Genomic DNA, 20,734 nt, shown 5'->3' on the forward strand with positions numbered 1-20,734 from the left:
CGACGGCGGCCAGGGCGAGGCGGTCCGCGTCCCGCAGGCCGACGGCACCCTGGTCAGGCTCCCGGTCCGCGAGGACTCGCCGCTGCTGCCCTCCCTGCTCGCCCTGTCCGACGTGATGGGCACCGGCCATCACGGCGCCACCACCGCCGGGGTCTCCCGCGGCGACTCCGTCCTGGTCATCGGGGACGGCGCGGTCGGCCTGTGCGCGGTGATCGCCGCGAGGCGTCTCGGCGCGGAGCGGATCATCCTCATGGGCCGGCACACCGACCGCACCGGCCTGGGCCGCGAGTTCGGAGCCACCGACGTGATCGCCGAACGCGGGGACGAGGGCATCGCCCGTGTGCGTGACCTGACCGCCGGGGTCGGCGTCGACAGGGTCGTCGAGGCCGTGGGTGCCCGCCAGGGGCTCGACACCGCGTTCGCCGCCGTCACCGACGGCGGCACCATCAGCCGGCTGGGCATGCCGCAGTACGAGGAAGGCCCCATCGGCGCCGCGATGATCATGCGGAACATCACCCTCACCGGCGGTGTCTCCCCGGCCCGCGCCTACATCGAGGAACTGATGCCCGACGTCCTCGACGGCACCATCCGGCCGGGCCGCGTCTTCGACCGGACCATCTCCCTGGACGAGACCCCCGGCGCCTACCGGGACATGGCCGACCGGCGCGTCCTCAAGGCCCTCATCACCTTCTGACCTTCTGACCTTCCGCACCCCACCACGCACGCACCACGCACAGGAGACATCCATGGAGACCGTCACCCTGAACAACGGCGTCACGATGCCGATCCTCGGCTTCGGCGTCTTCCAGATCCCGCCGGAGGACACCGAGCGGACCGTCAGCGACGCGCTCGCCGCCGGATACCGGCTGCTCGACACCGCCGCCGCCTACGGGAACGAGGAAGCCGTGGGCCGCGCCATCAGGAGCAGTGGCATCCCGCGCGGCGAACTGTTCGTCACCACCAAGCTGTGGATCCAGGACGCGCCGGCCGAGGAGAACGCCAGGGCCGCCTTCGAGACGTCATTGCGCAAGCTCGGCCTCGACTACCTCGACCTGTACCTGATGCACCAGCCGTTCGGGGACGTGTACGGGCAGTGGCGTGCCATGGAGGCACTTCACCACGAGGGCCGCGTCAAGGCGATCGGCGTCGCCAACTTCTACCCGGACCGGCTCGTCGACCTGATCAGCAACAACGACGTGACGCCCGCGGTGAACCAGATCGAGACGCACCCGTTCTTCCAGCGCACCGCCGACCAGGACGTCATGCGCGAGCACGGCGTGCAGATCCAGTCCTGGGGCGGGTTCGCCGAGGGGAAGAACGGCCTCTTCACGAACCCGGTCCTGAGCGGCATCGGCAAGGCGCACGGCAAGTCCGTCGCCCAGGTCGTGCTCCGCTGGCTCGTCCAGCGCGGCATCGTCACCATCCCCAAGTCCGTGCGCGCCGAGCGCATGGCGGAGAACTTCGACGTCTTCGACTTCGCGCTCACCGACGACCAGATGGCCTCCATCGCCACCCTGGACACCGGCGCCTCCCTCTTCTTCGACCACCGGGACCCGGCGGTCGCCGGACAGCTCGGCAAGCGGCGGCTGACCGACTGAGCCGCACCACGGCTCCCGGACGGTGCGCGGGTGCCGTCGACCGCATCCGCGCACCGCCCGGCACCACCCACCCATGCCGAGGTCCGAGGAACAAGGGCCGTCCCTCTGGAACGTACGCGCTCCCATGATCATGTCGACGTTCACGGACGCGTTCGACTTCCGCGGCAGGACCGTCCACCCGGTCACGACCTACGCGATGAGCGGTCCCGGCACCACCGAGCGCGACTACGCGGCCTCCTGTCCCGGCGCGGTCATCGGCGAAGGGCGCGGCGAGGGTCCGCGAGGCCGGTGCCGACAGACATCGGCCCCTGGATCCGGCGCGTCGCGCTGCCTCAGGGCTGAGGCACCTGGCGAGGGGTTCCGACAGGCCCGCGACCACCGGGCCCGCGACCACCGGGGCGACCGCCGGCACCGAGCCGCGTCCGCCGGGGCAAGGGCCGTAACGGATCCTGCGTCACGGCACCTCGGCCCCGGGCGGCCGAACGGACGGGCGGGCCGGCGGTCGGGTCAGCGCAGTCCGGCGAAGAGATCGTTCTCGGGTACGGGAGCGTCCGTGGTGTCCTTGACGCGTACGAAGGTCTCCACGCCCATGAACTCGCCGAACCTCTCCTTGCCCATCTTGAGGAAGAAGATGTTCTCGCCCTGGCTGGCGTGCGCGGCCAGCGCGTCGAACTTCTGACCGCTGAACGCGGTGGTGTCCACCCACGTGGTGATCTCGTCGTCGGGAAGGCCGATCTCGGCCATCGCGGCGGCCTCGGCGGGATCCGGCTCCGGCATGTCCGGGTGGAACTCGCGCATGATCTCGCCGAATCGCTGCATCCCCGAGCGGGGCATCGTCGTCCAGTACACCTTCGGTGTCAGCCCGGTCATCTCCAGCGCCGCCGTCGTGATGCGGTTGGCCTGGATGTGGTCGGGGTGGCCGTAGAAGCCGTTCTCGTCGTAGGTGACGACCACATCGGGACGGTAGTGGCGCATGAGCTCCGCAAGCCGGGCGGCGCCTTCCTCCACGGGGGTCCGCCAGAAGGAACCGGGGGCGTCGTTGCTCGGCCAGCCCATCATTCCGGAGTCGGCGTAGTCCAGCATCTCCAGATCGCTGATCTTCAGCACCTCACAGCTGGCCTCGAGTTCCTGGCGGCGCATCAGGGCGACGGCCGCCGGGTCGTGCCCGGGGTCGCCCGGCTTGGCACCTCCTTTCCCGTCGCCGCAACCGCCGTCGGTACAGGTCACAAGGACGGTGCGGATGCCTTCCGCCGCGTACCGCGCGAGGACTCCTCCCGTTCCGGTGGCCTCGTCGTCGGGGTGGGCGTGCACTGCCATGAGCGTCAACGGCCGGTCAGTCATGAAGAAGTCCTTCTGCAGAAAATTCGTCTTGGTCCGGTGCACGGCGGATACCGCGATCCGGAGGAGCGAGTCCTGGCGGGGCGGAGACGACCTTGCGGTCCCTGCTCCCCCCACCCGTGCGGCGCCGGTCCCCCGGTCGTTGCAACCGTTCCGGACGGGCCCGCTGTTCCCGGCTGGGCCTCTCAGCCGCATCGGCCGCTGCCGACCGGCATCCGGAGGTGCTCAGCAGTCCGGCAGTGAGCCGTAGCGGGTTGCCAGGGTCCGTACGGTGGCGGCGATGCGGTCGCGGAGTTCGGCCGGGGCCAGTACCTCTGTCGGCGCCCAGCCGCAGGAACTCCCCGTGGGCGTGGTCGATCGACTCGATGGGCACCCGGGCGTCCGTCCACCGGTCACCCGTGGGTGTCACGCCCAGCACCGGCCCGGTCCGGCGGGAGCACCGCGACGCGGCCAGCGCCACCATGGTCGACAGCGACGACGTCCTGCTGCTGCGCGGCCCCGGTTCTCCTGCGGATCCGCGCGCCCGTGAAGTGGTCGCGACCGTCTGCCACCCGTCCGGTGCGGCCCCCTTCGACGCGTACGCCGCCCGGCATCTGAGCCCGGCTCATGCGGTGCACCGCATGAGCACGCGGCGAACGACTACCCCCCTCCTGTCCGTCCGTACCGGGGAGGACGTCCGGGTCTGGTTCGGCCCCGCGGAGCCACCGCCCTGGCCGGCGCGGCGGCTGCGGCTCGAACCGGTGGCGGGCCGGCCGGTCCGGTGACCGCCTCGGCCGGCTCGAAGTCCGGTGATTCACACCGGTCATGCAATCCGGTCGTTCCCAGCGACCCATCATGGCGGCCATTCACGACCACCATTCGACGCAATATGTACCGAATTGCACTATATTTTCGTTTCGACGCAAGTATGGGGCACTGGAGTTCACCCGGCTCCGAACGGGGGCCGCCGAACGACCAGCGGGCACGGGCCCCTGCGCGACCTCCCACTCCTCCGGCGTACAGACGAGGGAAGTCATGAGCCACGCAGAGACCAGTACGCCGGCCGCCACCTCGGGTGACCGGCCCGCGGCCAAGCTGACCCTGGTGACTCTGACCGCGATGGTGGTCGGCTCGATGGTCGGGGCCGGGGTCTTCTCGCTGCCGCGCCGCTTCGCGCAGGAGACCGGAGTGGCCGGGGCGTTGATCGCCTGGGCGATCGCGGGGACGGGCATGTTGATGCTCGCCTTCGTCTTCCAGACGCTCGCCGTACGGCGGCCCGACCTGGACGCCGGTGTGTACGCGTACGCCAAGGCCGGGTTCGGCGAGTACCTCGGGTTCTTCTCCGCGTTCGGCTACTGGGCGAGTGCCTGCGTCGGCAACGTCACGTACTGGGTGCTGATCATGTCGACGATCGGCGCGATCTGGCCCGCGCTCGGTGACGGCGACACGTTCCTCGCCGTCGTCCTCTCCTCGGTCGGGCTGTGGGCGTTCTTCCTGCTGATCCGGCGCGGCGTCAAGGAGGCGGCGGCGATCAACCGGATCGTCACCGTGGCCAAGGTCGTACCGATCCTGGTGTTCGTCGTCCTCGCGCTGTTCTACCTCGACACGGATGTGTTCGTGGACAACTGGGGCGGGGCCGACTACGCGGGCTCGCTGTTCAACCAGGTCCGCGGGACGATGCTGGCCACGGTCTTCGTCTTCCTCGGCGTCGAGGGTGCCAGCGTCTACTCCCGGCACGCCAAACGGCGGGAGGACGTCGGCCGGGCCACGATCCTCGGCTTCCTCAGCGTCTTCGCCGTCTTCGCCTCCGTCACCATCGTCTCGTACGGCATCATGCCGATGGCCGAGATCGCCGAGCTGCGCCAGCCGTCCATGGCCGGCGTGCTGGAACACGCCGTCGGCACCTGGGGCAAGGTCTTCGTCAGCGTCGGCCTCATCATCTCCGTGCTCGGCGCGTACCTCGCCTGGACGCTGATGGCCGCGGAAGTGCTCTTCGTCGCCGCCAAGGACAAGGACATGCCCCGGTTCCTGGGCCGCGCCACCTCCGAGGACGTGCCGGTCCCCGCCCTGCTCATGACGACCATGCTGAGCCAGATCGTCCTGGTCGTCACGATGTTCTCCGACGACGCGTTCAACTTCGCGCTCGACCTGACCAGCGCCCTGAGCCTGATCCCGTTCCTGCTCGCCGCCGGGTTCGCCGTGAAGATCTGTTTCGGACGCGACCGTGCGGAGACCTCCGGCAGGAGCACCCGCCCCGAGCTCGTGGTCGCCGTCGTCGCCACGGTGTACACGGCCTTCCTGCTGTACGCCGCCGGGCTGAAGTTCGTCCTGGTCTCCTTCATCCTCTACGCCCCCGCGACGTTCCTGTTCGCCAAGGCCAGGCGCGAGCAGAACCGGCGGCTGTTCTCACCCCGCGAGGCCCTCATCTGCGCCGTCTCGGTCGCCGGTGCCGTAATGGGCGTGATCGCCCTGGCTGTGGGCTGGATCGAACTGTGACCCGTACCCGACCCGAGCCGTACCCGATCGAAAGGCGCACTGCGATGAGTTCAGACACCACTCCCGGACCGGCCCTCGGCGTCCACTCCGAGGTCGGCAGGCTCCGCAAGGTGCTGGTGTGCGCGCCCGGTCTCGCCCACCGCCGGCTCACCCCCACCAACTCCGACGACCTGCTCTTCGACGACGTCATGTGGGTGGAGAACGCCCAGCGCGATCACGCGGACTTCGTCGACCGGCTGACCGGGCACGGAGTCGAGGTCGTCGAGCTGCACGAGCTGCTCGCCCGGACCATGGACATCCCCGAGGCCAGGAGCTGGCTCCTGGACCGCAAGATCGTGGCCAACGAGGTCGGCCTCGGGCTCATCGACGACACGCGTGCCTTCCTCGACTCGCTCGGCTCCCGGCAGCTTGCGGAGTACCTCATCGGCGGGCTGTCGACCGCCGACCTGCCGGCCGGGTTCCGCTCCGGCTACGTGGCGCTCGCCCGCGAGGCGACCGGGGCCCGGGAGTACCTCATGCCCCCGCTCCCCAACACCCTCTACACCCGTGACACCACGTGCTGGCTCTACGGCGGTGTGACGCTGAACCCGCTCTACTGGCCCGCCCGGCACGGTGAGACCCTGCTGATGAAGGCGGTCTACACCTTCCACCCCGACTTCAGGGACAGCGTGGTGTGGCGGGGCGATCCCGAGCAGGACTGGGGCCAGGCCACGTTCGAAGGGGGCGACATCATGCCCGTCGGCAACGGGGTCGTCCTCATGGGCATGAGCGAACGCACCTCCCGCCAGGCCATCACCCAGGTCGCCGCCTCCCTGTTCAGGAAAGGCGCGGCCGAGCAGGTCATCGTCGCCGGAATGCCCAGGCTCCGCTCCGCCATGCATCTCGACACGGTCTTCACCTTCGCCGACCGTGACATCGTCACCCTCTACCCCAAGATCATGGACGCGGTGCACACCTTCACGCTGCGCCCGGGCGACAAGGGCCCCGGGGTGGAGATCACCGATGAGGGATCGACGCCGTTCGTCGACGTCGTCGCCAAGGGGCTCGGTTTGCCCGGAATGCGGGTGGTCGAGACGGGCGGCGATGTGTACGCCTCCGAGCGGCAGCAGTGGGACAGCGGCAACAACGCCGTCGCGCTGCGGCCCGGCGTCGTCTTCACCTACGACCGCAACACCCAGACGAACGCGCTGCTGCGCAAGGCGGGGGTGGAGGTCATCACGATCGTCGGCGCCGAACTCGGTCGTGGGCGTGGTGGCGGCCACTGCATGACCTGCCCGCTGATCCGCGAGCCCGTCGACTTCTGATCACGGCCGGCGTCCAGGGCCGACGTTCACGGCCCGGCGTCCGGGGCCGACGTTCACGGCCCGGCGCCCACGGCCGACGAATGCCGTGCCGGCCCCGTACGAGCGAGCGGTCAGGGGGTCGCCGCGGAGACGACGTACACGACCGGTGCCGCCGGGTCGGTCATGTTGACGGTGATGTCCTGCGTGGGGCGCGGGTCCTTGTTGGTGTGCGTGGTGCCCGCCCACGACAGGCCGCCGTTGAAGTACCAGCCCGCGACCTTCATGTCGCGCTCACCGATGCTGAGCTTGCCGTTCTCCAGGGCGGCCCGGCCCGTGCCGACCCGGGTCAGGAACCGGTCCAGGCCGTTGGACGTCGTGCGGAACTGCACGTACATCCGGCTGGCCTTCCAGTTGTTGGTCTCGTAGTACTGGACCTCCACGGCATCCTTGGGGACCGGCACCTCGAAGATGCGGCGGAGCATCCGTGACGGCCAGCCCTCGCGGAGGCCCTGCGCCGCCGCCTCGGCGGCCTTGTCCTGGCCGGAGCGGCGGCTCTGGCCTGCGGAGATCAGCAGATAGCCGGCCGGGATGCCGATGAGCAGCACGATGATGGTCGCCGTGATCAGGCGTCGGCGGATGGTCCGGCGCCGGTCCTCGGGCGTCGGTCCCTCGCCGGGCGGCGGGGACTGGCGCGGCACGACGGGGTGCTCGGCTGCGGTCATGGGTGCGGGGATCCCTAGGAAGTGCGGGTGTTACGCGTGTTACGGATGGTGCTGGCGGCCTGGTCGTAGATCTGGGCGTACCGCTCGTACCGCTCTACGCGCCGGCGGTTGGTTCGCCGGAAGCGACGGGCCACCAGTCTGGCGAGGTCGGCCGCGCCGACCATACCCGCCTCGGGGCCGAGCTGCGCCTTCGCGATCCGGGCCTCGGGCCGGTAGCCGCGGCCGGTGAGGTGGCGTTTGAAGGCGTCCCTGGCCGGTCCGATCAGGAGGTCGTCGGCGGCGCTGACACCGCCTCCGATGACGAAGCAGGAGGGGTCGAGCGCGGCGGCCAGATTGGCGATGCCGACGCCGAGCCACTGGCCGATGTCCTGGAGGAGCTCGATGCACATCGCATCGCCCTCGCGGGCCAGTTCGGTGATGAGCGGTCCGGTGATGTCGGGGATGTTGCCCTTGACCCGCTCGATGAGTCCGTGGGCCACCGGGGAGTCCGCCGCGGCCAGTTCCCTGGCCTCCCGGACGAGTGCGTTCCCGGAGCTGTACTGCTCCCAGCAGCCGCGGTTGCCGCAGGGGCAGCGGTGGCCTCCGGGCACGACCTGCATGTGGCCGAACTCACCGGCGACGCCGTACTTGCCGCGCTTGACCTGACCGTCCTCCAGGATCGCGCCGCCGATGCCGGTGCCGAGCGTGATCATGACGAGGTGGTCCTCGCCGCGGCCGGCGCCGAAGCGCCATTCGGCCCAGGCGGCGGTGTTGGCGTCGTTGTCGACCATGACGGGGACGACGAGCCGGGAGGCGATGGCGTCGCGCAGCGGTTCGTCACGCCAGGCCAGGTGCGGGGCGAACAGGACCTTGGAGCGGTCCGCGTCGACCCAGCCGGCCGCGCCGATGCCCACCGCGTGGACGTCGTGGCGGTCCGAGAGGTCCAGCACCAGCTCGACGATGGTGTCCTCGACGACCTTGGGGCTCTTGGACTTGTCGGGCGTCTCGGTGCGCAGGGTCTCCAGGATGTTGCCGTCGGCGTCGACGACGCCGGCCATCACCTTCGTCCCCCCGATGTCGATGCCGACCGTGGGCACCCGCGGCGCGGTGAGGTGCGAGCGCCGCTCCCTGGTGCCGACGGTCCGCAGGACGGTGGCGCGGGCGGAGCCGCGGTGTGTGAAGTCGCGGTACGTGCTCATCGTCCCTGCGGGGTCTGGGGGGCCGGTTCGTCGTGCTTCCGGCGGCGGACGGTGCCCGCCGGTGTCGATTCTGCCACTGCCGACCCCGGTCCGTACGTCAACCGGCCTGCCGCCCGGAACCCGACGGGGCCGGAGACCGGTCCCGTCGGGCGGCGGGCAAGGGCTGTGGACGTGGTCACCCGGAGGTGCCGTCCTCGTCCCGGAGGCCGCCCAGCGGGCCGGGGCCGGGGGCCCGCTCGAGCTCGTGGCTGAGCTCCTCCAGCTCGCTGCCGCCCGCCATCTGGCGTGTCAGCTCGTCCAGCGTCACGCCGGCCTTCGTGTGGCTGCCCGCCATGGCGCCCCGCTTGAGCAGCACGAAGCGGTCACCGACGAGGTAGGCGTGGTGCGGGTTGTGCGTGATGAGGACCACGCCGAGTCCCGCGTCCCGGGCGGCGGCGACGTACTTGAGCACCACCCCGGACTGCTTGACGCCGAGGGCCGCGGTCGGCTCGTCCAGGACGAGGACCTTGGCACCGAAGTGGACGGCCCGGGCGATGGCGACGCACTGGCGCTCGCCGCCGGACAGCGTGCCGATGGGCTGGTCGACGTCGCGCAGGTCGATGCCCATCCGCAGCAGCGCGGAGCGGGTCGTCTGCCGCATCAGCCGGACGTCGAGGCTCTTGAAGGGTCCGGTGCCCTTCGTGGGCTCGGACCCGAGGAAGAAGTTGCGCCAGACCGGCATCAGGGGGACGACGGCGAGGTCCTGGTAGACCGTGGCGATGCCCCGGTCCAGGGCGTCGCGCGGGTTGGCGAGCGTGGTCTCCTCGCCGTCGATCAGGAAGGTCCCCGCGTCATGCCGGTGCAGCCCTGCGATGATCTTGATCAGGGTGGACTTGCCGGCGCCGTTGTCGCCGAGGACACAGGAGATCTCTCCTGCGCGGACCTCCAGCGAGACATCCTGGAGCGCCTTGATGTTGCCGTAGAACTTGCTGACGTGATCAAGCTCGACCAGCGCCCGCCGGCCGGTGTCCGCGGGCCCGCTCGATTCCTTGGGGGCCGTCATTTCGTCGCCTCCGCGCGCTTGCGTACCCATGCGTTGAGCAGGGTGGCCAGGAGCAGCATGGCTCCGAGGAAGAACTTGAACCAGTCCGGGTTCCACTCCGCGTACACGATGCCCTTGCTGGTCATGCCGAAGATGAAGGCACCGACCGCCGAGCCGATCGCGGAGCCGTATCCGCCGGTGATCAGACAGCCGCCGATGACGGCCGCGATGATGTAGATCAGCTCGTTGCCGACGCCCTCGCCGGACTGCACCACGTCGTAGCTGAACAGCAGGTGCTGGCCGGAGACCCAGGCCGCGAAGGCGACCCCGAGGTAGAGGCCGATCTTGGTCCGGATCACGGGGACGCCGACCGCGCGGGCCGCGTCGGCCTCGCCGCCGACGGCGAAGATCCAGTTGCCGAAGCGGGTGCGGATGAGGATCCAGGTTGCGATGGCGACGAGGACGGCCCACCACAGGATGGTCACCTTCAGCTCGACGCCGCCGACCGTCCAGTTCGACGCGAAGACCGCGCGGGCCGAGTCGAAGCCCTCCATGTTGCCGATGGTCTTCGTCGAGACGGTCCCGCTGATCAGCTTGGTGAATCCCAGGTTGAGACCGGTCAGCATCAGGAACGTACCGAGCGTGATGATGAAGCTCGGAAGTTTCGTCCGCGTCAGCATGAAGCCGTTGAACGCGCCGATGGCGAGCGTGACCAGCAGGGACACGAAGACGCCGACCCAGACGTTGGCCGTCATCTGGTAGCTGAACATCGACGAGATCAGTGCGGAGCTCGTGACCATCACACCCGCGGAGAGGTCGAACTCCCCGCCGATCATCAGCAGCGCCACCGGCGCCGCCATGATGCCGATGGTGGAGGCCGCGTAGAGCACCGTGCCGAAGCTGGTGGCGCGCAGGAAGCTGTCGGCGACGACCGCGAAGAAGAGGAAGACGGCCAGCGCGCCGACGACCGAGCCGAGCTCGGGGCGGCCGAGCAGCTTGCGCAGCGGCGAGACGCGCACCAGCCGCTCGTCCGCCACGGCGGAGGACGTACCGGGCCCCGCGGTCATCGGGTTCCCCGGTCCGCGTACTCGGCGAGCTGGGCGGCGTCGTCCGAGGTGATGACCTGCGGGCCGGTCAGGACCGGGAGGCCGCCGCCGAGCACGTTGCGGTTGTAGCGGTAGAGCCAGAGCAGGTCGACGGCCTCGTACCCCTGGAGGTAGGGCTGCTGGTCGACGGCGAAGCCGAGCGTCTTGGCCTGGAGCTCGGCCGCGACCTTGGCGTTCAGGTCGAAGGTGTCGATCTCGGCCTTGCTGCCGGCGGTCTTCTTCGCCTGGACGGCAGCGTCCGCGAAGGGAGCGCCCAGGGTGACGACGGCGTCGATGTCCTTGTCGGCCTGGAGCTTCGCCTCGATGGAGGCCTGGACGTCGGGCATGTTGGTGCCCTCGACGTACAGGTTCTGCATCTGGCCGTCGAAGGTCTTCTTCGCCCCGGCGCAGCGCTGCTCGTGGCCGACGTTGCCCTGCTCGTGGAGGATGCACAGGGCCTTCTTGCGGCCGCGCGCGTTGAGCTCGTCGCCGACGGCCTCGCCCGCGATCGACTCGTCCTGGCCGATGTGCGTGAGCGCGCCGTAGCTCTTGGACTCGGCGGAGCCCGAGTTCACCGTGATCACCGGGATGCCGGCCTTGACGGCCTTGGCGACCACGGCCTTCATGGCGTCCGGCTTGGCGAGCGTGACGATCAGCCCGTCGACCTTCTTGTCGATGGCGGCCTGCACGAGCTGCGCCTGCTGCTGCGCCTCGTCGTTGTGCGAGTACAGGAAGTTGATGTTGTCCTTCTTGGCCGCCATGTCGGCGCCCTTCTGGACGATGTCCCAGAAGGTGTCGCCGTCGCCCGAGTGGGTGACCATGGCGAAGGTCCAGCGGGGCGTGTTCACCGCGGACCGGCCCTCGGCCGCGGCCTGCGCCGCCCGCTCCTCCGCCCGCTTGCCGCCGGTGCTGCTGCATCCCATGAGGGAGGCCCCGAGCACCGCCGCAAGCACGGCGCCCATCGCGCGTACCCCTGTCCGAACCCTTGCCACGACGCCGTGCCCTTCTTGTGCTGCTCGCTGTGCTGCTGGTGGAGCCGGGGCCATACGGTCCCGGCCCGGCTGGGCAAGTATCCCCGAGCCCGGCCCGCGCCCGCCCGGCAGGGGCGCGGCGCGTGTGTCGGACGGGGCGTGTACGGGGGCGGGGGCGGCCGGGTGCGGCCGTCGTCACCGTACGGGTAGCCGGGAAGCCTGTGACACCGTACGAGAGCCGGGGCCCCGTGTCACCGTACGAGGAGCTGGAAATCGAAGGCGTAGCGCGAGGCGCGGTAGAGGTGGGAGGCGAATTCGACCGCTCTGCCGGTGTCGTCGAAGGTGGTGCGCTCCATCGTGAGCAGGGCGGCGCCCTCGCTCTCCCCGAGCGGACCGGCCTCGTCCGCGGTGGCCAGGCGGGCGCCGACGGTCTGGCGGGCGCTGTGCAGGGTGATGCCGGCGCCGCGCATCATCCGGTAGAGGCCGGTGGCGGCCGGCCGTTCGCCGGAGAGGTCGAGGAGTCCGGCGGGCAGGTGGTTGCGCAGGAGGGCGAGGGGTTCGCCGTCCGCCTCGCGGAGGCGCTCGATGTACCGCACCTCGGTGCCCTCCGTGACGCCCAGTGCGGCGGCGACGGCAGCCGTCGCCGGCCGCGGGACGTTGGTCAGGACGGTGGTCGAGGGGTGCCGGCCGGCGGCTTCCAGGTCGTCGTAGAGGCTGCTGAGTTCGAGTGGGCGGCTGACCTTGCTGTGCAGCACCTGGGTGCCGACGCCCCGGCGGCGGACCAGCAGGCCCTTGTCGACGAGCGACTGGATGGCCTGGCGGACGGTGGGCCGGGACAGCCCGAGCCGCGCGGCGAGCTCGACCTCGTTGCCGAGGAGTCCGCCGGCGGCGAGCCTGCCGTCCGCGATCGCCGCCTCCAACTGCTGGGCGAGCTGGTAGTAGAGCGGGACGGGACTCGATCGGTCCACGCCCAGGCCGAGGGCGGTCGCGTCGGCGGTGGATTTCGGCACGCCGGGAGCGTAACCCCACGTCCGCAACTCCGGTAGTCCGGTCGTCCTGTTGTCCGGACAGCATCACGCTCGGTGACCGGACAGGGCAACCCCCGGCCAACCCGCCGAAAGCGCCCGCGATTTGTCAGGACATTCGATTGACATCGATACGGGTGGACGGCACGTTGGAACCATGCGCATCGGACTCCTCGGCACCGGTCGGATCGGCTCCTTCCACGCGGGCGTCCTCGCCCGCCATCCCGCGGTCGAGGCCCTGGTGGTGGCGGACGCCGAGCCGGCCCGCGCGGTCGCCGTCGCCCGCCGCACCGGAGCGCGCGCCGTGGCCACGGCGACGGAGGTGTTCGAAGCCGGTGTGGACGCCGTGGTGATCGCCTCCGCCACCTCCGCCCATGCCGAGCTGATCGGCCGGGCCGCCCGCGCGGGGCTGCCCGCCTTCTGCGAGAAGCCCGTCGCGCTGGACCTGGCGGGCACCCTCGGGGCGCTGCGCGAGGCGGAGCGTACGCACAGCGTCCTCCAGCTCGGCTTCATGCGCCGGTTCGACGCCGGATACACGGCGGCACGCGCCGCGGTGCGCGGCGGGGTGCTCGGGCGGCTGCACACCGTACGGACGGCCACCTCCGATCCCGCGCCGCCGCCCGCCGCGTATCTGCCGCTCTCCGGCGGGCTGTTCCGGGACTGTCTGATCCATGACTTCGACATGGTCCGCTGGGTGACGGGCCGCGAGGTGACGCGGGTGTACGCCACCGGGTCGGACGCCGGGCCCCCGATGTTCCGCGCCGCCGGCGACGTGGACACGGCGGCGGCGCTGCTGACGCTCGACGACGGCACCCTCGTCACCGCGACGTCGACCCGCTGCAACGGCGCGGGATACGACGTCCGGATGGAGCTCGCGGGCGAGGCCGACCAGATCACGGTGGGCCTCGACGGCCGCACCCCGCTCACCTCCGCCGAACCGGACGGCCCCGGCGCCCCTGCCGATCCCTGGCCCGGCTTCCTGGAGCGCTTCGGCGCCGCGTACGAGGCCGAACTCGACGCCTTCGTACGCCTGGTGCGCGGCGAGGCGGCCAACCCGTGCGACGGCCGGGAGGCGCTGAGCGCCCTGCGGATCGCGGAGGCGTGCGAGGTCTCCCGGCGGGAGCGGCGCGCGGTGGAGCTGACGGAGATCCCGTCCGCCTGACCCCGGGCGCGCCGCCTGCCGCTCACCACCTGACCGGCAGCCCCTCCGGCCCCCGGATGAGCATGCCCGTACGCCAGGTCAGCTCCGCCGGGTCCCCGTCCAGCGCCAGCTCCGGGCAGCGCTCCAGCAGCGACCTGACGGCCACCGCCGCCTCGATGCGGGCCAGCGGCGCACCCAGGCAGAAGTGGATGCCGTGGCCGAAGGCCAGGTGCCCGCGGGCATCCCGGGTGATGTCGAAACGGTCGGCGTCCGGGTAGCGGTCCGGGTCGCGGTTGGCGTCGGACATCGCGACCAGGACGAGCTCACCGCCGCCCGGGATCACCGTGCCGCCGATGTCGATCGCTTCGGTGGTGAAGCGGTACGTGGGTGTCTCGACCGGGCCCGCCCAGCGGAGCATCTCCTCCACCGCGTTGTCGATCAGGCCGAAGTCGGCCCGGAGCGCAGCTAGTTGATCCGGGTGCGAGAGCAGGGCCAGCACCCCGTTCGAGATCAGGTTCACCGTGGTCTCGTGGCCGGCGACGAGCAGCAGCCAGGCCATGCCCATGAGTTCGCCGGCCGAGAGCCGGTCGCCCTCCTCGTCGGCCGTGTGGATCAGTGCGCTCATCAGGTCGTCGCCGGGCTGTTCCCGCTTGTCGTCCAGCAGTCCGGCGAGGAAGCCGGACATCTGGACGGTCGCGTCGCGGCGCACCTCGGCGTCGAGGGAGGACACCACGGTGTTGGACCACTCGCGGAAGGCCTGGCGGTCCAGGAACGGCACGCCGAGCAGTTCGCAGATGACGGACATGGGCAGTGGGAAGGACAGGGACTCGACCAGATCGGTCCTGCGGTCCGGGCGCGCCAGCATGGTGTCGAGCAGCTCGTCCGTCATCTGCTGGACGCGTGGGACGAGTTGCTGCATCCGGCGGGAGGTGAACTCGCGGGCCACCAGTTTGCGCAGCCGGGTGTGGGCGGGCGCGTCCGAGCTGAGCATGGAGGTCCCCGAGGCGACCTGGCCGACACCGAGGGCGGGCGAGGCGTTGCGCCACTCCTTGGAGAACCGCTGGTCCGCGAGCGCGCCCCGGCCCTCCTCGTACCCGACGACGAGCCAGGCCAGGGAGCCCTCCGGGATCCGGACCCGGTGCACGGGGCCGCGGGCCCGTAAGTCCGCGTACACGGGGAACGGATCGCGGGTGAACCGCTCGCCGAGCGCCCCGAGGTCGACTATGGCTTCGGTGGTCACGTGGGGCTCCTTAGGACGAGGCGGCGCTCAGCACGGTGCCCTGGGCGACGGCGCAGAGTGTCTCGGTACCGTCCTGCCCCACGACGGACAGATCGCAACGTGCCACGGCCTGCCGTCGCCCGGTGTGGACGACCTCGGCGCGCGCGACGAGCGAGGCGCCGGTGGCGGGGCGGAGGTACTGGATGGAGAAGCCGCCGGTCAGCACCGCCGGGCCGAGCGTCGTGCCGGCGGCGAAGGTGAGGGCGTTGTCTGCGGCGTAGGCGAGCACTCCGCCGTGCAGGAATCCGTTCTGCTGCCGCAACTCCTCACGGCTGTCGATCTCCAGCGTGGCCACGCCGTCGCCGAACGCGGTGATCCGCGCCCCGACGAGCGCGCTGAACGGCTGACTGTCGAGTACCTTCTGTGCCATCTGCAGGTCGAGGCCGGTCATGGCGGGTCCCTTCTGTCTCACCAGCTGAGTGAATCCGTCTCGAAGGCCGATCCCTGTCAGGACGGGCCGCTGTCGCCCTCGTCGTCGAGGAGGCCGGCGTCATGGACGAGCAGCGCGATCTGGACACGGTTGTTGAAGTCGAACTTGGCGAGAATGCGGGACACCTGGGTCTTCACGGTGGCCACACTCAGATAGAGGGCGGCGGCGATCTCGGCGTTGGAGCGGCCGTGCCCGACGGCGACCGCCACCTCGCGCTCACGGCCGGCCAGCAACGCGATGCGCTGCCGCGCCCGTTCGGCCCGGCCGGCCCGCTCCTCCTGGCCCGCGCCCGTGGCACGGGCCATCAGCTGCCGGGTGACCGCGGGCGAGAGAACGGGGTCGCCGGCCGCGACTCGCCGTACGGAGTCGACGATCTGTGCGGGCGGGGTGTCCTTGAGCACGAATCCGGCGGCTCCGGCACGAATGGCGCGGAGCACCTGTTCGTCGGCGTGGAACGTCGTCAGGACGACGACCTCGGGTGCGTCGGGGCGGCCGCGCAGCGCCTCCGTCGCGGTCAGCCCGTCCATGACGGGCATCCGGATGTCCATCAGGACCACGTCCGGCCGGAGCCGGTCGACGAGTTCGGCCGCCTCGCTGCCGTCGGCCCCCTCCCCCACGATGTCGATGTCCTCGGCGCCGCCCAGCATGAGGGTGAGTCCCGCCCGGACGAGCGGGTCGTCGTCGACGATCAGCAGCCGGACGGGACGGGGCGCGGAGGCGGGAGCCGGGGTGGTCATGAGGACCACGGTAGCCAGGCCCGCACCCCGAACCCACCGTCCGGTTCCGGTCCGTGGTCGAGACGGCCCCCGGCGAGGGTGGCGCGCTCGGTCAGACCGATGAGGCCCTGGCCGGATCCCGGTACCTGCTCGAAGGGTTCGACGGGGGCCGGGTTGCTCACTTCGACGGTGATCCCGCGGCCGGGTCCGCCGGTCACGGTGACGGTGACCTCGGCTCCGGGCGCGTGCTTGCGCGCGTTGGTCAGGCCCTCCTGGGCGATGCGGTAGACGGTCCGGCCGGTGGCGGCGGGGGCGGCGGCCGGGACGGCGATGCGGTTGTCGAGGGTGACCTTCGTGCCGGCCAGCCGGGACTCGGCGACGAGCGCGTCCAGGGTGGCGAGGGTGGGCTGCGGCCGGTCGCCGTCCCCGTCGCGGGGGCCGCGCAGGACGCCGATGATCTCGCGGAGGTCCTGGAGCGCCTCGTGGGCGCTGTCCCGGATGACTCCGGCGGCGCGGGCGACCTCGGCCGGGGGTGCGTCGGGGCGGAACTCGAGGGCGCCCGCGTGGACGCTGAGCAGGGTCAGCCGGTGGGCGAGGACGTCGTGCATCTCGCGGGCAATGTCCTCGCGGGCCAGCCGCTGCGCCCGCTCGGCCCGCAGTCCGGCCTCGGCCTCGGCCCGCCTGGCCCGCTCGCGCAGTGTGACGACGAGCTGGCGCCGGGACCGTACGACCATGCCCCAGCTGAGCACGAGCAGAACCAGCAGCACCCCGATGATGGTGGACGCGACGAACGAGGTGGACGGGTCCGGGCGCAGATACGGCTGTACGGGGGCGACCAGCAGGGCTCCCGCACCGATGAAGGCCACGGGGCGGAACGGCCGGTGGACGGCCACGCTGAACAGCGCCACCAGCCAGGCCCCCGCCGCGACCGGTTCGACGGCGGACAGGAGTGTCAGGGCGACCGCGAGGCCGACGGGCCAGCGGCGGCGGACCCACAGCGCGCAGCAGGCGGCGGCGCCGACGAGCGAGTCGATGAGGACGAAGACGTCGGGGGTGGTCTTGTCGGCCTCGATCGCGACGACGGCCGCCAGCCCGATGCCCGCCGCGCACAGGAAGGCAGTGATGTCTACGGCCCAGTCCCGTACGGTGCGGCGTGTCCGGCTGCCCCGGTCCCCGGGCAGTTCGGGGTCGGCCATCGCAGAGGGCAGCAGCCAGGGGTATTCGGTGCGCGTCATATCGGCAAAGCTACGCAGCCGGGGCGGGGCTATCGGGCGTTCCGGGCCACGAAGCGACCAAAGTCGTGGAAGGCGAGACTTTCGGACCGGCGGCGCAGACCACCGGCCGACGCGGCGCCCGTGCGCGGCCCGCCAGGCTCGTTCCCATGAAGAAGCTCTGCGAGACGGTCGGCTTCCTGGTCTTCGTCCAGGGTGCGGCCGGGCTGCTCCACGAATGGTTCGACTGGTTCAGGTTCTTCAGCGTGGTGCGGCGGGTGCCGTTCATCGGTGACCACTCGTTGTTCGTCTGCATCGTGCTGGTGGTGACGGGGGTCGCCATCATGATCGCGTCGGACTCGGTCAAGGAGTGACCGGGTCCGCACTGCGGCGCCCCCACGCCGTTCCGGCCAGCACGAGCACCGCGCCGGCGATCCCGGGGACGCCGAGGCGTTCGCCGCCGATCGCGATGCCGACGGCGGCGGCCCAGAGCGGTTCCGTACCGAGCAGCAGGCTGACCCGGGACGGCGAGGTGCGGCGTACGGACCACATCTGCACGAAGAACGCGAAGAGCGTGCAGAAGACCGACAGGAACAGCAGCCCGCCCCATTCCCGGGCGCCGAACCCGGCCGCGACCGACCACGGCGACTCCCCCGTGCCGGGGGCCGCGGCCAGCAGGGCGAAGACGGCGACCGCGCTGCCGAGCTGGACCGTCGTGAGGGACAGCGAGTCCGCCGACCGGACGGACCTGATGCGCGCCATCAGGAGCACGTGGAGGCTACGGGCGAGCGCGGCGACGAGCATCAGCAGGTCGCCCGCCGAGGGGCTGGTGAAGCCGCCGCCCTGGGTCAGGAGGACCACTCCGGCGACGGAGAGCCCGGCGGCCGAGAGAAAGGCCCCGGTCGGCCGGGTCCGTGTCACGGCGGCCTCGGCGAGCGGGGTGAAGATCATGGTGAGGCTGATGATGAGCCCGGCGTTGGTCGCCGAGGTGTGCACGATGCCGTACGTCTCCACCAGGAAGATCCCGCTGAGCACGAGGCCCAGCAGCCCCGCGCCCCGCCACTGGGCGGCGGTCAGCGCCCGCAGCCGGGACCATCCGGCGATCACCAGGACGGGCAGCACGACGGCGAACCGCAGCACGAGGACGGCGATGACGGTCTGCGTCGTGGTGATGCCCTTGGCTGCCAGATAGCTGGAGCCCCACACCACGGCGACGAGCAGGACGGGCAGATCGGTCAGCCACGCACGGCGCGGCGGGGCGAGGACGGGCACGGCGACGGAGGACACCCGGATCTCCTGGTTCTCCACAGGGCAGATGTGGAGACCTCACTGGCTCGCACGCGGAACGATCACGCTACCCGGCGCCCTCCCGCGATGGCGAGCCCTGTGACCGGTCCGGTCGCTCAGGTGCCGTCCGGGACCGAGCCGAAACCGGCCCGCCCCGCGGGCCGGTAGGTCTGGATCGTGATGCCGTTGGGCGTCGTCCGGGAGCCGGTCAGCCCGAAGGCCGTCGGCAGCCCGCCGTCCGGGAACAGCCGCCGCCCACGGCCGAGCACGACCGGGAACACCAGCAGGTTGTACGCGTCGATCAGGTCGTGCGCCATCAGGGACCGGGCGAGCAGGCCGCTGCCGTGGATCTGCAGTTCGCCGCCTTGCGTGCGGTCCTTGATCCGGGCGACCTCCTCGGCGACACCCGAGGAGATCACCGTGCTGTTCTCCCAGTCCGCCTTCTCCAGCGTGGTCGAGACGACGTACTTGGGCAGGGCGTTGAGGCGGGAGGCGATCGGGTCGCCGGGGTCGGTGACGCCCGGCCAGTACGCCGCGAAGATGTCGTACGTGTGCCGGCCCAGCACGAACGCCGCCGCACGGTCGAACACCTCGGTCATGAACCGTCCCATGCCCTCGTCCAGGAACGGCGCGACCCAGCCGCCGTACTCGAATCCGTCGCTCGTGTCCTCCTCGGGGCCGCCGGGCGCCTGCATGACGCCGTCGAGGGTCACGAAGGTGGTCAACGTCAGCTGTGCCATGGTCCTGCTCCTTCGGGAACGTCCGCCGATCGCGCTTCCACCTGTTCCGACCCCGCCGGCGGCCGGAACTCATCGGCGGCGGGCCGCCGCCGTACCGGAGTGGGCGTCCGTTTCCCGCCGGTGTCCGGAGCGCGAAAAGACTTTGCTGGTTCCTGTCAGCACGACCGGCGAGGAACAGGAACCCTCATGAACAGCAACGTCAGCACGAACCGCACCGCGCTCGTCACCGGTGGCAGCCGCGGCATCGGCGCCGCGACCGCCCTGCGGCTCGCCCAGGACGGCGCCGATGTGGCACTGACCTACGTACAGGACGAAGAGGCCGCCCACGAGGTCGTACGGAAGATCGAGGCGGTAGGCCGTCGCGCCGTCGCCCTGCGTGCGGACTCGGCGGACCCGGAGGCCGTCCCCGGGGCGGTGCACCGGGCTGCGGAGACCTTCGGGCGGCTCGATGTCCTCGTCAACAACGCGGGCATCGGCGTCCTCGGCCCGATCGGCACCATCACCGACGCCGATGTCGACCGGGTTCTCGCGGTCAACGTCCGGGCGGTCTTCCTGGCCTGCCGGGCGGCGGCCGGTGTCCTGGAGCAGGGCGGCCGCATCATCTCGGTCGGCACGGCCCTGAGCCGGTACGCGGGCGGCCCCGGCGGCACGCTTTACGCGATGAGCAAGTCGGCACTGTCCGGGCTCACCAAGCCGCTCGCCCGCGAGCTCGGTCCGCGCGGCATCACGGTCAACCTGGTCCAGGCCGGCGCGGTCGACACCGACATGAACCCCGCCGACGGACCGTTCGCCGCCGGGCAGCGGGCCGCCAACGCACTGGACCGGTTCGGGACGACCGGTGAAGTGGCCGCGATGATCGCCTACTTGGCCAGTGACGAGGCGGCGTACATCACCGGTGCGGAAATGGTCGTGGACGGTGGCCACGCGGCCTGAGCGTGGCAGGCTGAGGTCAGCGACCCCGCCCCGAGGAGGCCCTTGTGACCGTGCCGGGTGAGAAGGACGACCGTCCGCTGTACGAGCGGTTCGGATTCCGTATCGCCCGGCGCGGTTACGACCGCGCCCAGGTCGAGGCCTACATCACGCGCCTCCTCGCCGGCGCCCCGCCGGCCGGGGCTGCGGGGTTCGAACTGGTACGGCGCGGCTACGAGCGCGGCCGGGTCGACGAGGTCATCGCCAGGCTGCACCGCGAGGCGGGGCCGGGCGGACGGTCCTAGGCTGGCCGGGCAGTGATCCG

The 20,734-nt window shown here is 71.2% G+C and carries 22 protein-coding genes and 1 pseudogene; 10 read left to right on the plus strand and 13 right to left on the minus strand.

Annotation, left to right across the window (positions count from 1 at the left end; genetic code table 11):
* The 3 genes and pseudogenes from JGS39_RS06960 to JGS39_RS41835 form a co-directional block, all read left to right on the plus strand.
* The coding region (locus JGS39_RS06960) for a zinc-binding dehydrogenase (protein WP_219567849.1) at positions 1-694 on the plus strand (694 nt) is incomplete at its 5' end.
* Between the two features lie 52 nt (positions 695-746).
* The gene (locus JGS39_RS06965) at positions 747-1,598 is read left to right on the plus strand and encodes an aldo/keto reductase (RefSeq protein WP_219567851.1); all 852 of its coding nucleotides are present in this window, start codon (positions 747-749) and stop codon (positions 1,596-1,598) included.
* A 130-nt stretch (positions 1,599-1,728) separates the two neighbouring features.
* Positions 1,729-1,806, plus strand: a pseudogene (locus JGS39_RS41835) (flavodoxin); the annotation flags it as partial.
* Positions 1,807-2,105: 299 nt separating this feature from the next.
* Here JGS39_RS41835 and JGS39_RS06975 read toward each other — a convergent pair.
* Positions 2,106-2,939: a PIG-L family deacetylase gene (locus JGS39_RS06975; protein WP_219567853.1), complete on the minus strand. Its 834-nt coding sequence runs from the start codon at positions 2,937-2,939 to the stop codon at positions 2,106-2,108.
* Between the two features lie 362 nt (positions 2,940-3,301).
* On the opposite strand from JGS39_RS06975, the gene JGS39_RS06980 reads away from it, so the two are divergent.
* The 3 genes from JGS39_RS06980 (at position 3,302) to JGS39_RS06990 (ending at position 6,715) form a co-directional block, all read left to right on the plus strand.
* Positions 3,302-3,700, plus strand: coding sequence for a hypothetical protein (locus JGS39_RS06980; protein WP_219567854.1), 399 nt, complete (start codon positions 3,302-3,304; stop codon positions 3,698-3,700).
* Between the two features lie 250 nt (positions 3,701-3,950).
* Entirely contained in the window at positions 3,951-5,411 is a 1,461-nt protein-coding gene (locus tag JGS39_RS06985; protein WP_219567856.1) for a basic amino acid/polyamine antiporter, read from the plus strand.
* Positions 5,412-5,455: 44 nt separating this feature from the next.
* Entirely contained in the window at positions 5,456-6,715 is a 1,260-nt protein-coding gene (locus JGS39_RS06990) for an arginine deiminase (RefSeq protein ID WP_219567858.1), read from the plus strand.
* A gap of 110 nt (positions 6,716-6,825) precedes the next feature.
* Here the strand turns inward: JGS39_RS06990 and JGS39_RS06995 are convergent, their stop codons facing one another.
* The 6 genes from JGS39_RS06995 to JGS39_RS07020 all read right to left on the minus strand — a co-directional run bounded on the left by JGS39_RS06995 (position 6,826) and on the right by JGS39_RS07020 (position 12,681).
* Positions 6,826-7,416, minus strand: coding sequence for a hypothetical protein (locus tag JGS39_RS06995; RefSeq protein ID WP_219567860.1), 591 nt, complete (start codon positions 7,414-7,416; stop codon positions 6,826-6,828).
* A gap of 14 nt (positions 7,417-7,430) precedes the next feature.
* Positions 7,431-8,594: an ROK family glucokinase gene (locus JGS39_RS07000; RefSeq protein WP_123463723.1), complete on the minus strand. Its 1,164-nt coding sequence runs from the start codon at positions 8,592-8,594 to the stop codon at positions 7,431-7,433.
* Between the two features lie 175 nt (positions 8,595-8,769).
* Positions 8,770-9,636, minus strand: a complete 867-nt coding sequence (locus JGS39_RS07005; RefSeq protein WP_219567862.1) for an ATP-binding cassette domain-containing protein — start codon at positions 9,634-9,636, stop codon at positions 8,770-8,772.
* On the minus strand, positions 9,633-10,682 hold the full coding sequence (locus JGS39_RS07010) for an ABC transporter permease (protein ID WP_219567864.1): 1,050 nt from the start codon (positions 10,680-10,682) through the stop codon (positions 9,633-9,635). Before JGS39_RS07010 ends, JGS39_RS07005 begins: the two co-directional genes overlap by 4 nt.
* A complete protein-coding gene (locus JGS39_RS07015) occupies positions 10,679-11,692 on the minus strand; it encodes a substrate-binding domain-containing protein (RefSeq protein ID WP_443052885.1) in 1,014 nt (337 codons plus the stop codon). The genes JGS39_RS07010 and JGS39_RS07015 overlap by 4 nt, the downstream gene beginning before the upstream one ends.
* A 230-nt stretch (positions 11,693-11,922) precedes the next feature.
* Complete coding sequence (locus JGS39_RS07020; protein ID WP_219567867.1) at positions 11,923-12,681, minus strand: GntR family transcriptional regulator; 759 nt, start codon at positions 12,679-12,681, stop codon at positions 11,923-11,925.
* 172 nt (positions 12,682-12,853) lie between these two features.
* Between JGS39_RS07020 and JGS39_RS07025 the strand changes: the two genes are divergently transcribed.
* Entirely contained in the window at positions 12,854-13,858 is a 1,005-nt protein-coding gene (locus tag JGS39_RS07025) for a Gfo/Idh/MocA family protein (RefSeq protein ID WP_219567869.1), read from the plus strand.
* A 22-nt stretch (positions 13,859-13,880) separates the two neighbouring features.
* Here JGS39_RS07025 and JGS39_RS07030 read toward each other — a convergent pair whose 3' ends face one another.
* Genes JGS39_RS07030 through JGS39_RS07045 form a run of 4 tightly spaced genes read right to left on the minus strand, consistent with a single transcriptional unit; the run spans position 13,881 to position 17,497 of the window.
* Positions 13,881-15,077, minus strand: coding sequence for a cytochrome P450 family protein (locus JGS39_RS07030; protein ID WP_219567870.1), 1,197 nt, complete (start codon positions 15,075-15,077; stop codon positions 13,881-13,883).
* Between the two features lie 10 nt (positions 15,078-15,087).
* Complete coding sequence (locus JGS39_RS07035) at positions 15,088-15,507, minus strand: PaaI family thioesterase (RefSeq protein ID WP_219567905.1); 420 nt, start codon at positions 15,505-15,507, stop codon at positions 15,088-15,090.
* A 56-nt stretch (positions 15,508-15,563) separates the two neighbouring features.
* Entirely contained in the window at positions 15,564-16,283 is a 720-nt protein-coding gene (locus tag JGS39_RS07040) for a response regulator (protein ID WP_219567872.1), read from the minus strand.
* Positions 16,280-17,497, minus strand: a complete 1,218-nt coding sequence (locus tag JGS39_RS07045; RefSeq protein ID WP_219567873.1) for a sensor histidine kinase — start codon at positions 17,495-17,497, stop codon at positions 16,280-16,282. The genes JGS39_RS07040 and JGS39_RS07045 overlap by 4 nt, the downstream gene beginning before the upstream one ends.
* A 146-nt stretch (positions 17,498-17,643) precedes the next feature.
* Here JGS39_RS07045 and JGS39_RS07050 point away from each other — a divergent pair, with 146 nt between their 5' ends.
* Positions 17,644-17,847, plus strand: coding sequence for a hypothetical protein (locus JGS39_RS07050; RefSeq protein ID WP_219567874.1), 204 nt, complete (start codon positions 17,644-17,646; stop codon positions 17,845-17,847).
* On the opposite strand, the gene JGS39_RS07055 is transcribed toward JGS39_RS07050, so the two are convergent.
* Together JGS39_RS07055 and JGS39_RS07060 are read right to left on the minus strand one after the other, a co-directional pair.
* Positions 17,837-18,760, minus strand: a complete 924-nt coding sequence (locus tag JGS39_RS07055) for a DMT family transporter (RefSeq protein WP_219567876.1) — start codon at positions 18,758-18,760, stop codon at positions 17,837-17,839. The genes JGS39_RS07050 and JGS39_RS07055 overlap by 11 nt on opposite strands.
* A 116-nt stretch (positions 18,761-18,876) precedes the next feature.
* The gene (locus JGS39_RS07060) at positions 18,877-19,500 is read right to left on the minus strand and encodes a dihydrofolate reductase family protein (protein WP_219567878.1); all 624 of its coding nucleotides are present in this window, start codon (positions 19,498-19,500) and stop codon (positions 18,877-18,879) included.
* A 186-nt stretch (positions 19,501-19,686) separates the two neighbouring features.
* Here JGS39_RS07060 and JGS39_RS07065 point away from each other — a divergent pair, with 186 nt between their 5' ends.
* A complete protein-coding gene (locus JGS39_RS07065; RefSeq protein ID WP_219567879.1) occupies positions 19,687-20,433 on the plus strand; it encodes an SDR family NAD(P)-dependent oxidoreductase in 747 nt (248 codons plus the stop codon).
* 44 nt (positions 20,434-20,477) lie between these two features.
* Positions 20,478-20,714 carry a hypothetical protein gene (locus JGS39_RS07070; RefSeq protein WP_219567881.1) on the plus strand — a complete coding sequence of 79 codons (237 nt, stop codon included), beginning with the start codon at positions 20,478-20,480 and terminating at the stop codon, positions 20,712-20,714.
* Positions 20,715-20,734 lie beyond the last annotated feature (20 nt).

This window comes from Streptomyces poriferorum (assembly GCF_019399235.1).
Classification (GTDB): Bacteria; Actinomycetota; Actinomycetes; order Streptomycetales; family Streptomycetaceae; genus Streptomyces; species Streptomyces poriferorum.

Bases quoted from the DNA above. Each gene is read 5' to 3' on its own strand.
- JGS39_RS07060 (WP_219567878.1), bottom strand. From the start codon at position 19,500: ATGGCACAGCTGACGTTGACCACCTTCGTGACCCTCGACGGCGTCATG.
- JGS39_RS06990 (WP_219567858.1), top strand. From the start codon at position 5,456: ATGAGTTCAGACACCACTCCCGGACCGGCCCTCGGCGTCCACTCCGAG.
- JGS39_RS06995 (WP_219567860.1), bottom strand. From the start codon at position 7,416: ATGACCGCAGCCGAGCACCCCGTCGTGCCGCGCCAGTCCCCGCCGCCC.
- JGS39_RS07000 (WP_123463723.1), bottom strand. From the start codon at position 8,594: ATGAGCACGTACCGCGACTTCACACACCGCGGCTCCGCCCGCGCCACC.
- JGS39_RS07025 (WP_219567869.1), top strand. From the start codon at position 12,854: ATGCGCATCGGACTCCTCGGCACCGGTCGGATCGGCTCCTTCCACGCG.
- JGS39_RS07040 (WP_219567872.1), bottom strand. From the start codon at position 16,283: ATGACCACCCCGGCTCCCGCCTCCGCGCCCCGTCCCGTCCGGCTGCTG.
- JGS39_RS07065 (WP_219567879.1), top strand. From the start codon at position 19,687: ATGAACAGCAACGTCAGCACGAACCGCACCGCGCTCGTCACCGGTGGC.
- JGS39_RS07045 (WP_219567873.1), bottom strand. From the start codon at position 17,497: ATGACGCGCACCGAATACCCCTGGCTGCTGCCCTCTGCGATGGCCGAC.
- JGS39_RS07005 (WP_219567862.1), bottom strand. From the start codon at position 9,636: ATGACGGCCCCCAAGGAATCGAGCGGGCCCGCGGACACCGGCCGGCGG.
- JGS39_RS07010 (WP_219567864.1), bottom strand. From the start codon at position 10,682: ATGACCGCGGGGCCCGGTACGTCCTCCGCCGTGGCGGACGAGCGGCTG.
- JGS39_RS07035 (WP_219567905.1), bottom strand. From the start codon at position 15,507: ATGACCGGCCTCGACCTGCAGATGGCACAGAAGGTACTCGACAGTCAG.
- JGS39_RS06985 (WP_219567856.1), top strand. From the start codon at position 3,951: ATGAGCCACGCAGAGACCAGTACGCCGGCCGCCACCTCGGGTGACCGG.
- JGS39_RS07050 (WP_219567874.1), top strand. From the start codon at position 17,644: ATGAAGAAGCTCTGCGAGACGGTCGGCTTCCTGGTCTTCGTCCAGGGT.
- JGS39_RS06965 (WP_219567851.1), top strand. From the start codon at position 747: ATGGAGACCGTCACCCTGAACAACGGCGTCACGATGCCGATCCTCGGC.
- JGS39_RS06980 (WP_219567854.1), top strand. From the start codon at position 3,302: ATGGGCACCCGGGCGTCCGTCCACCGGTCACCCGTGGGTGTCACGCCC.
- JGS39_RS06975 (WP_219567853.1), bottom strand. From the start codon at position 2,939: ATGACTGACCGGCCGTTGACGCTCATGGCAGTGCACGCCCACCCCGAC.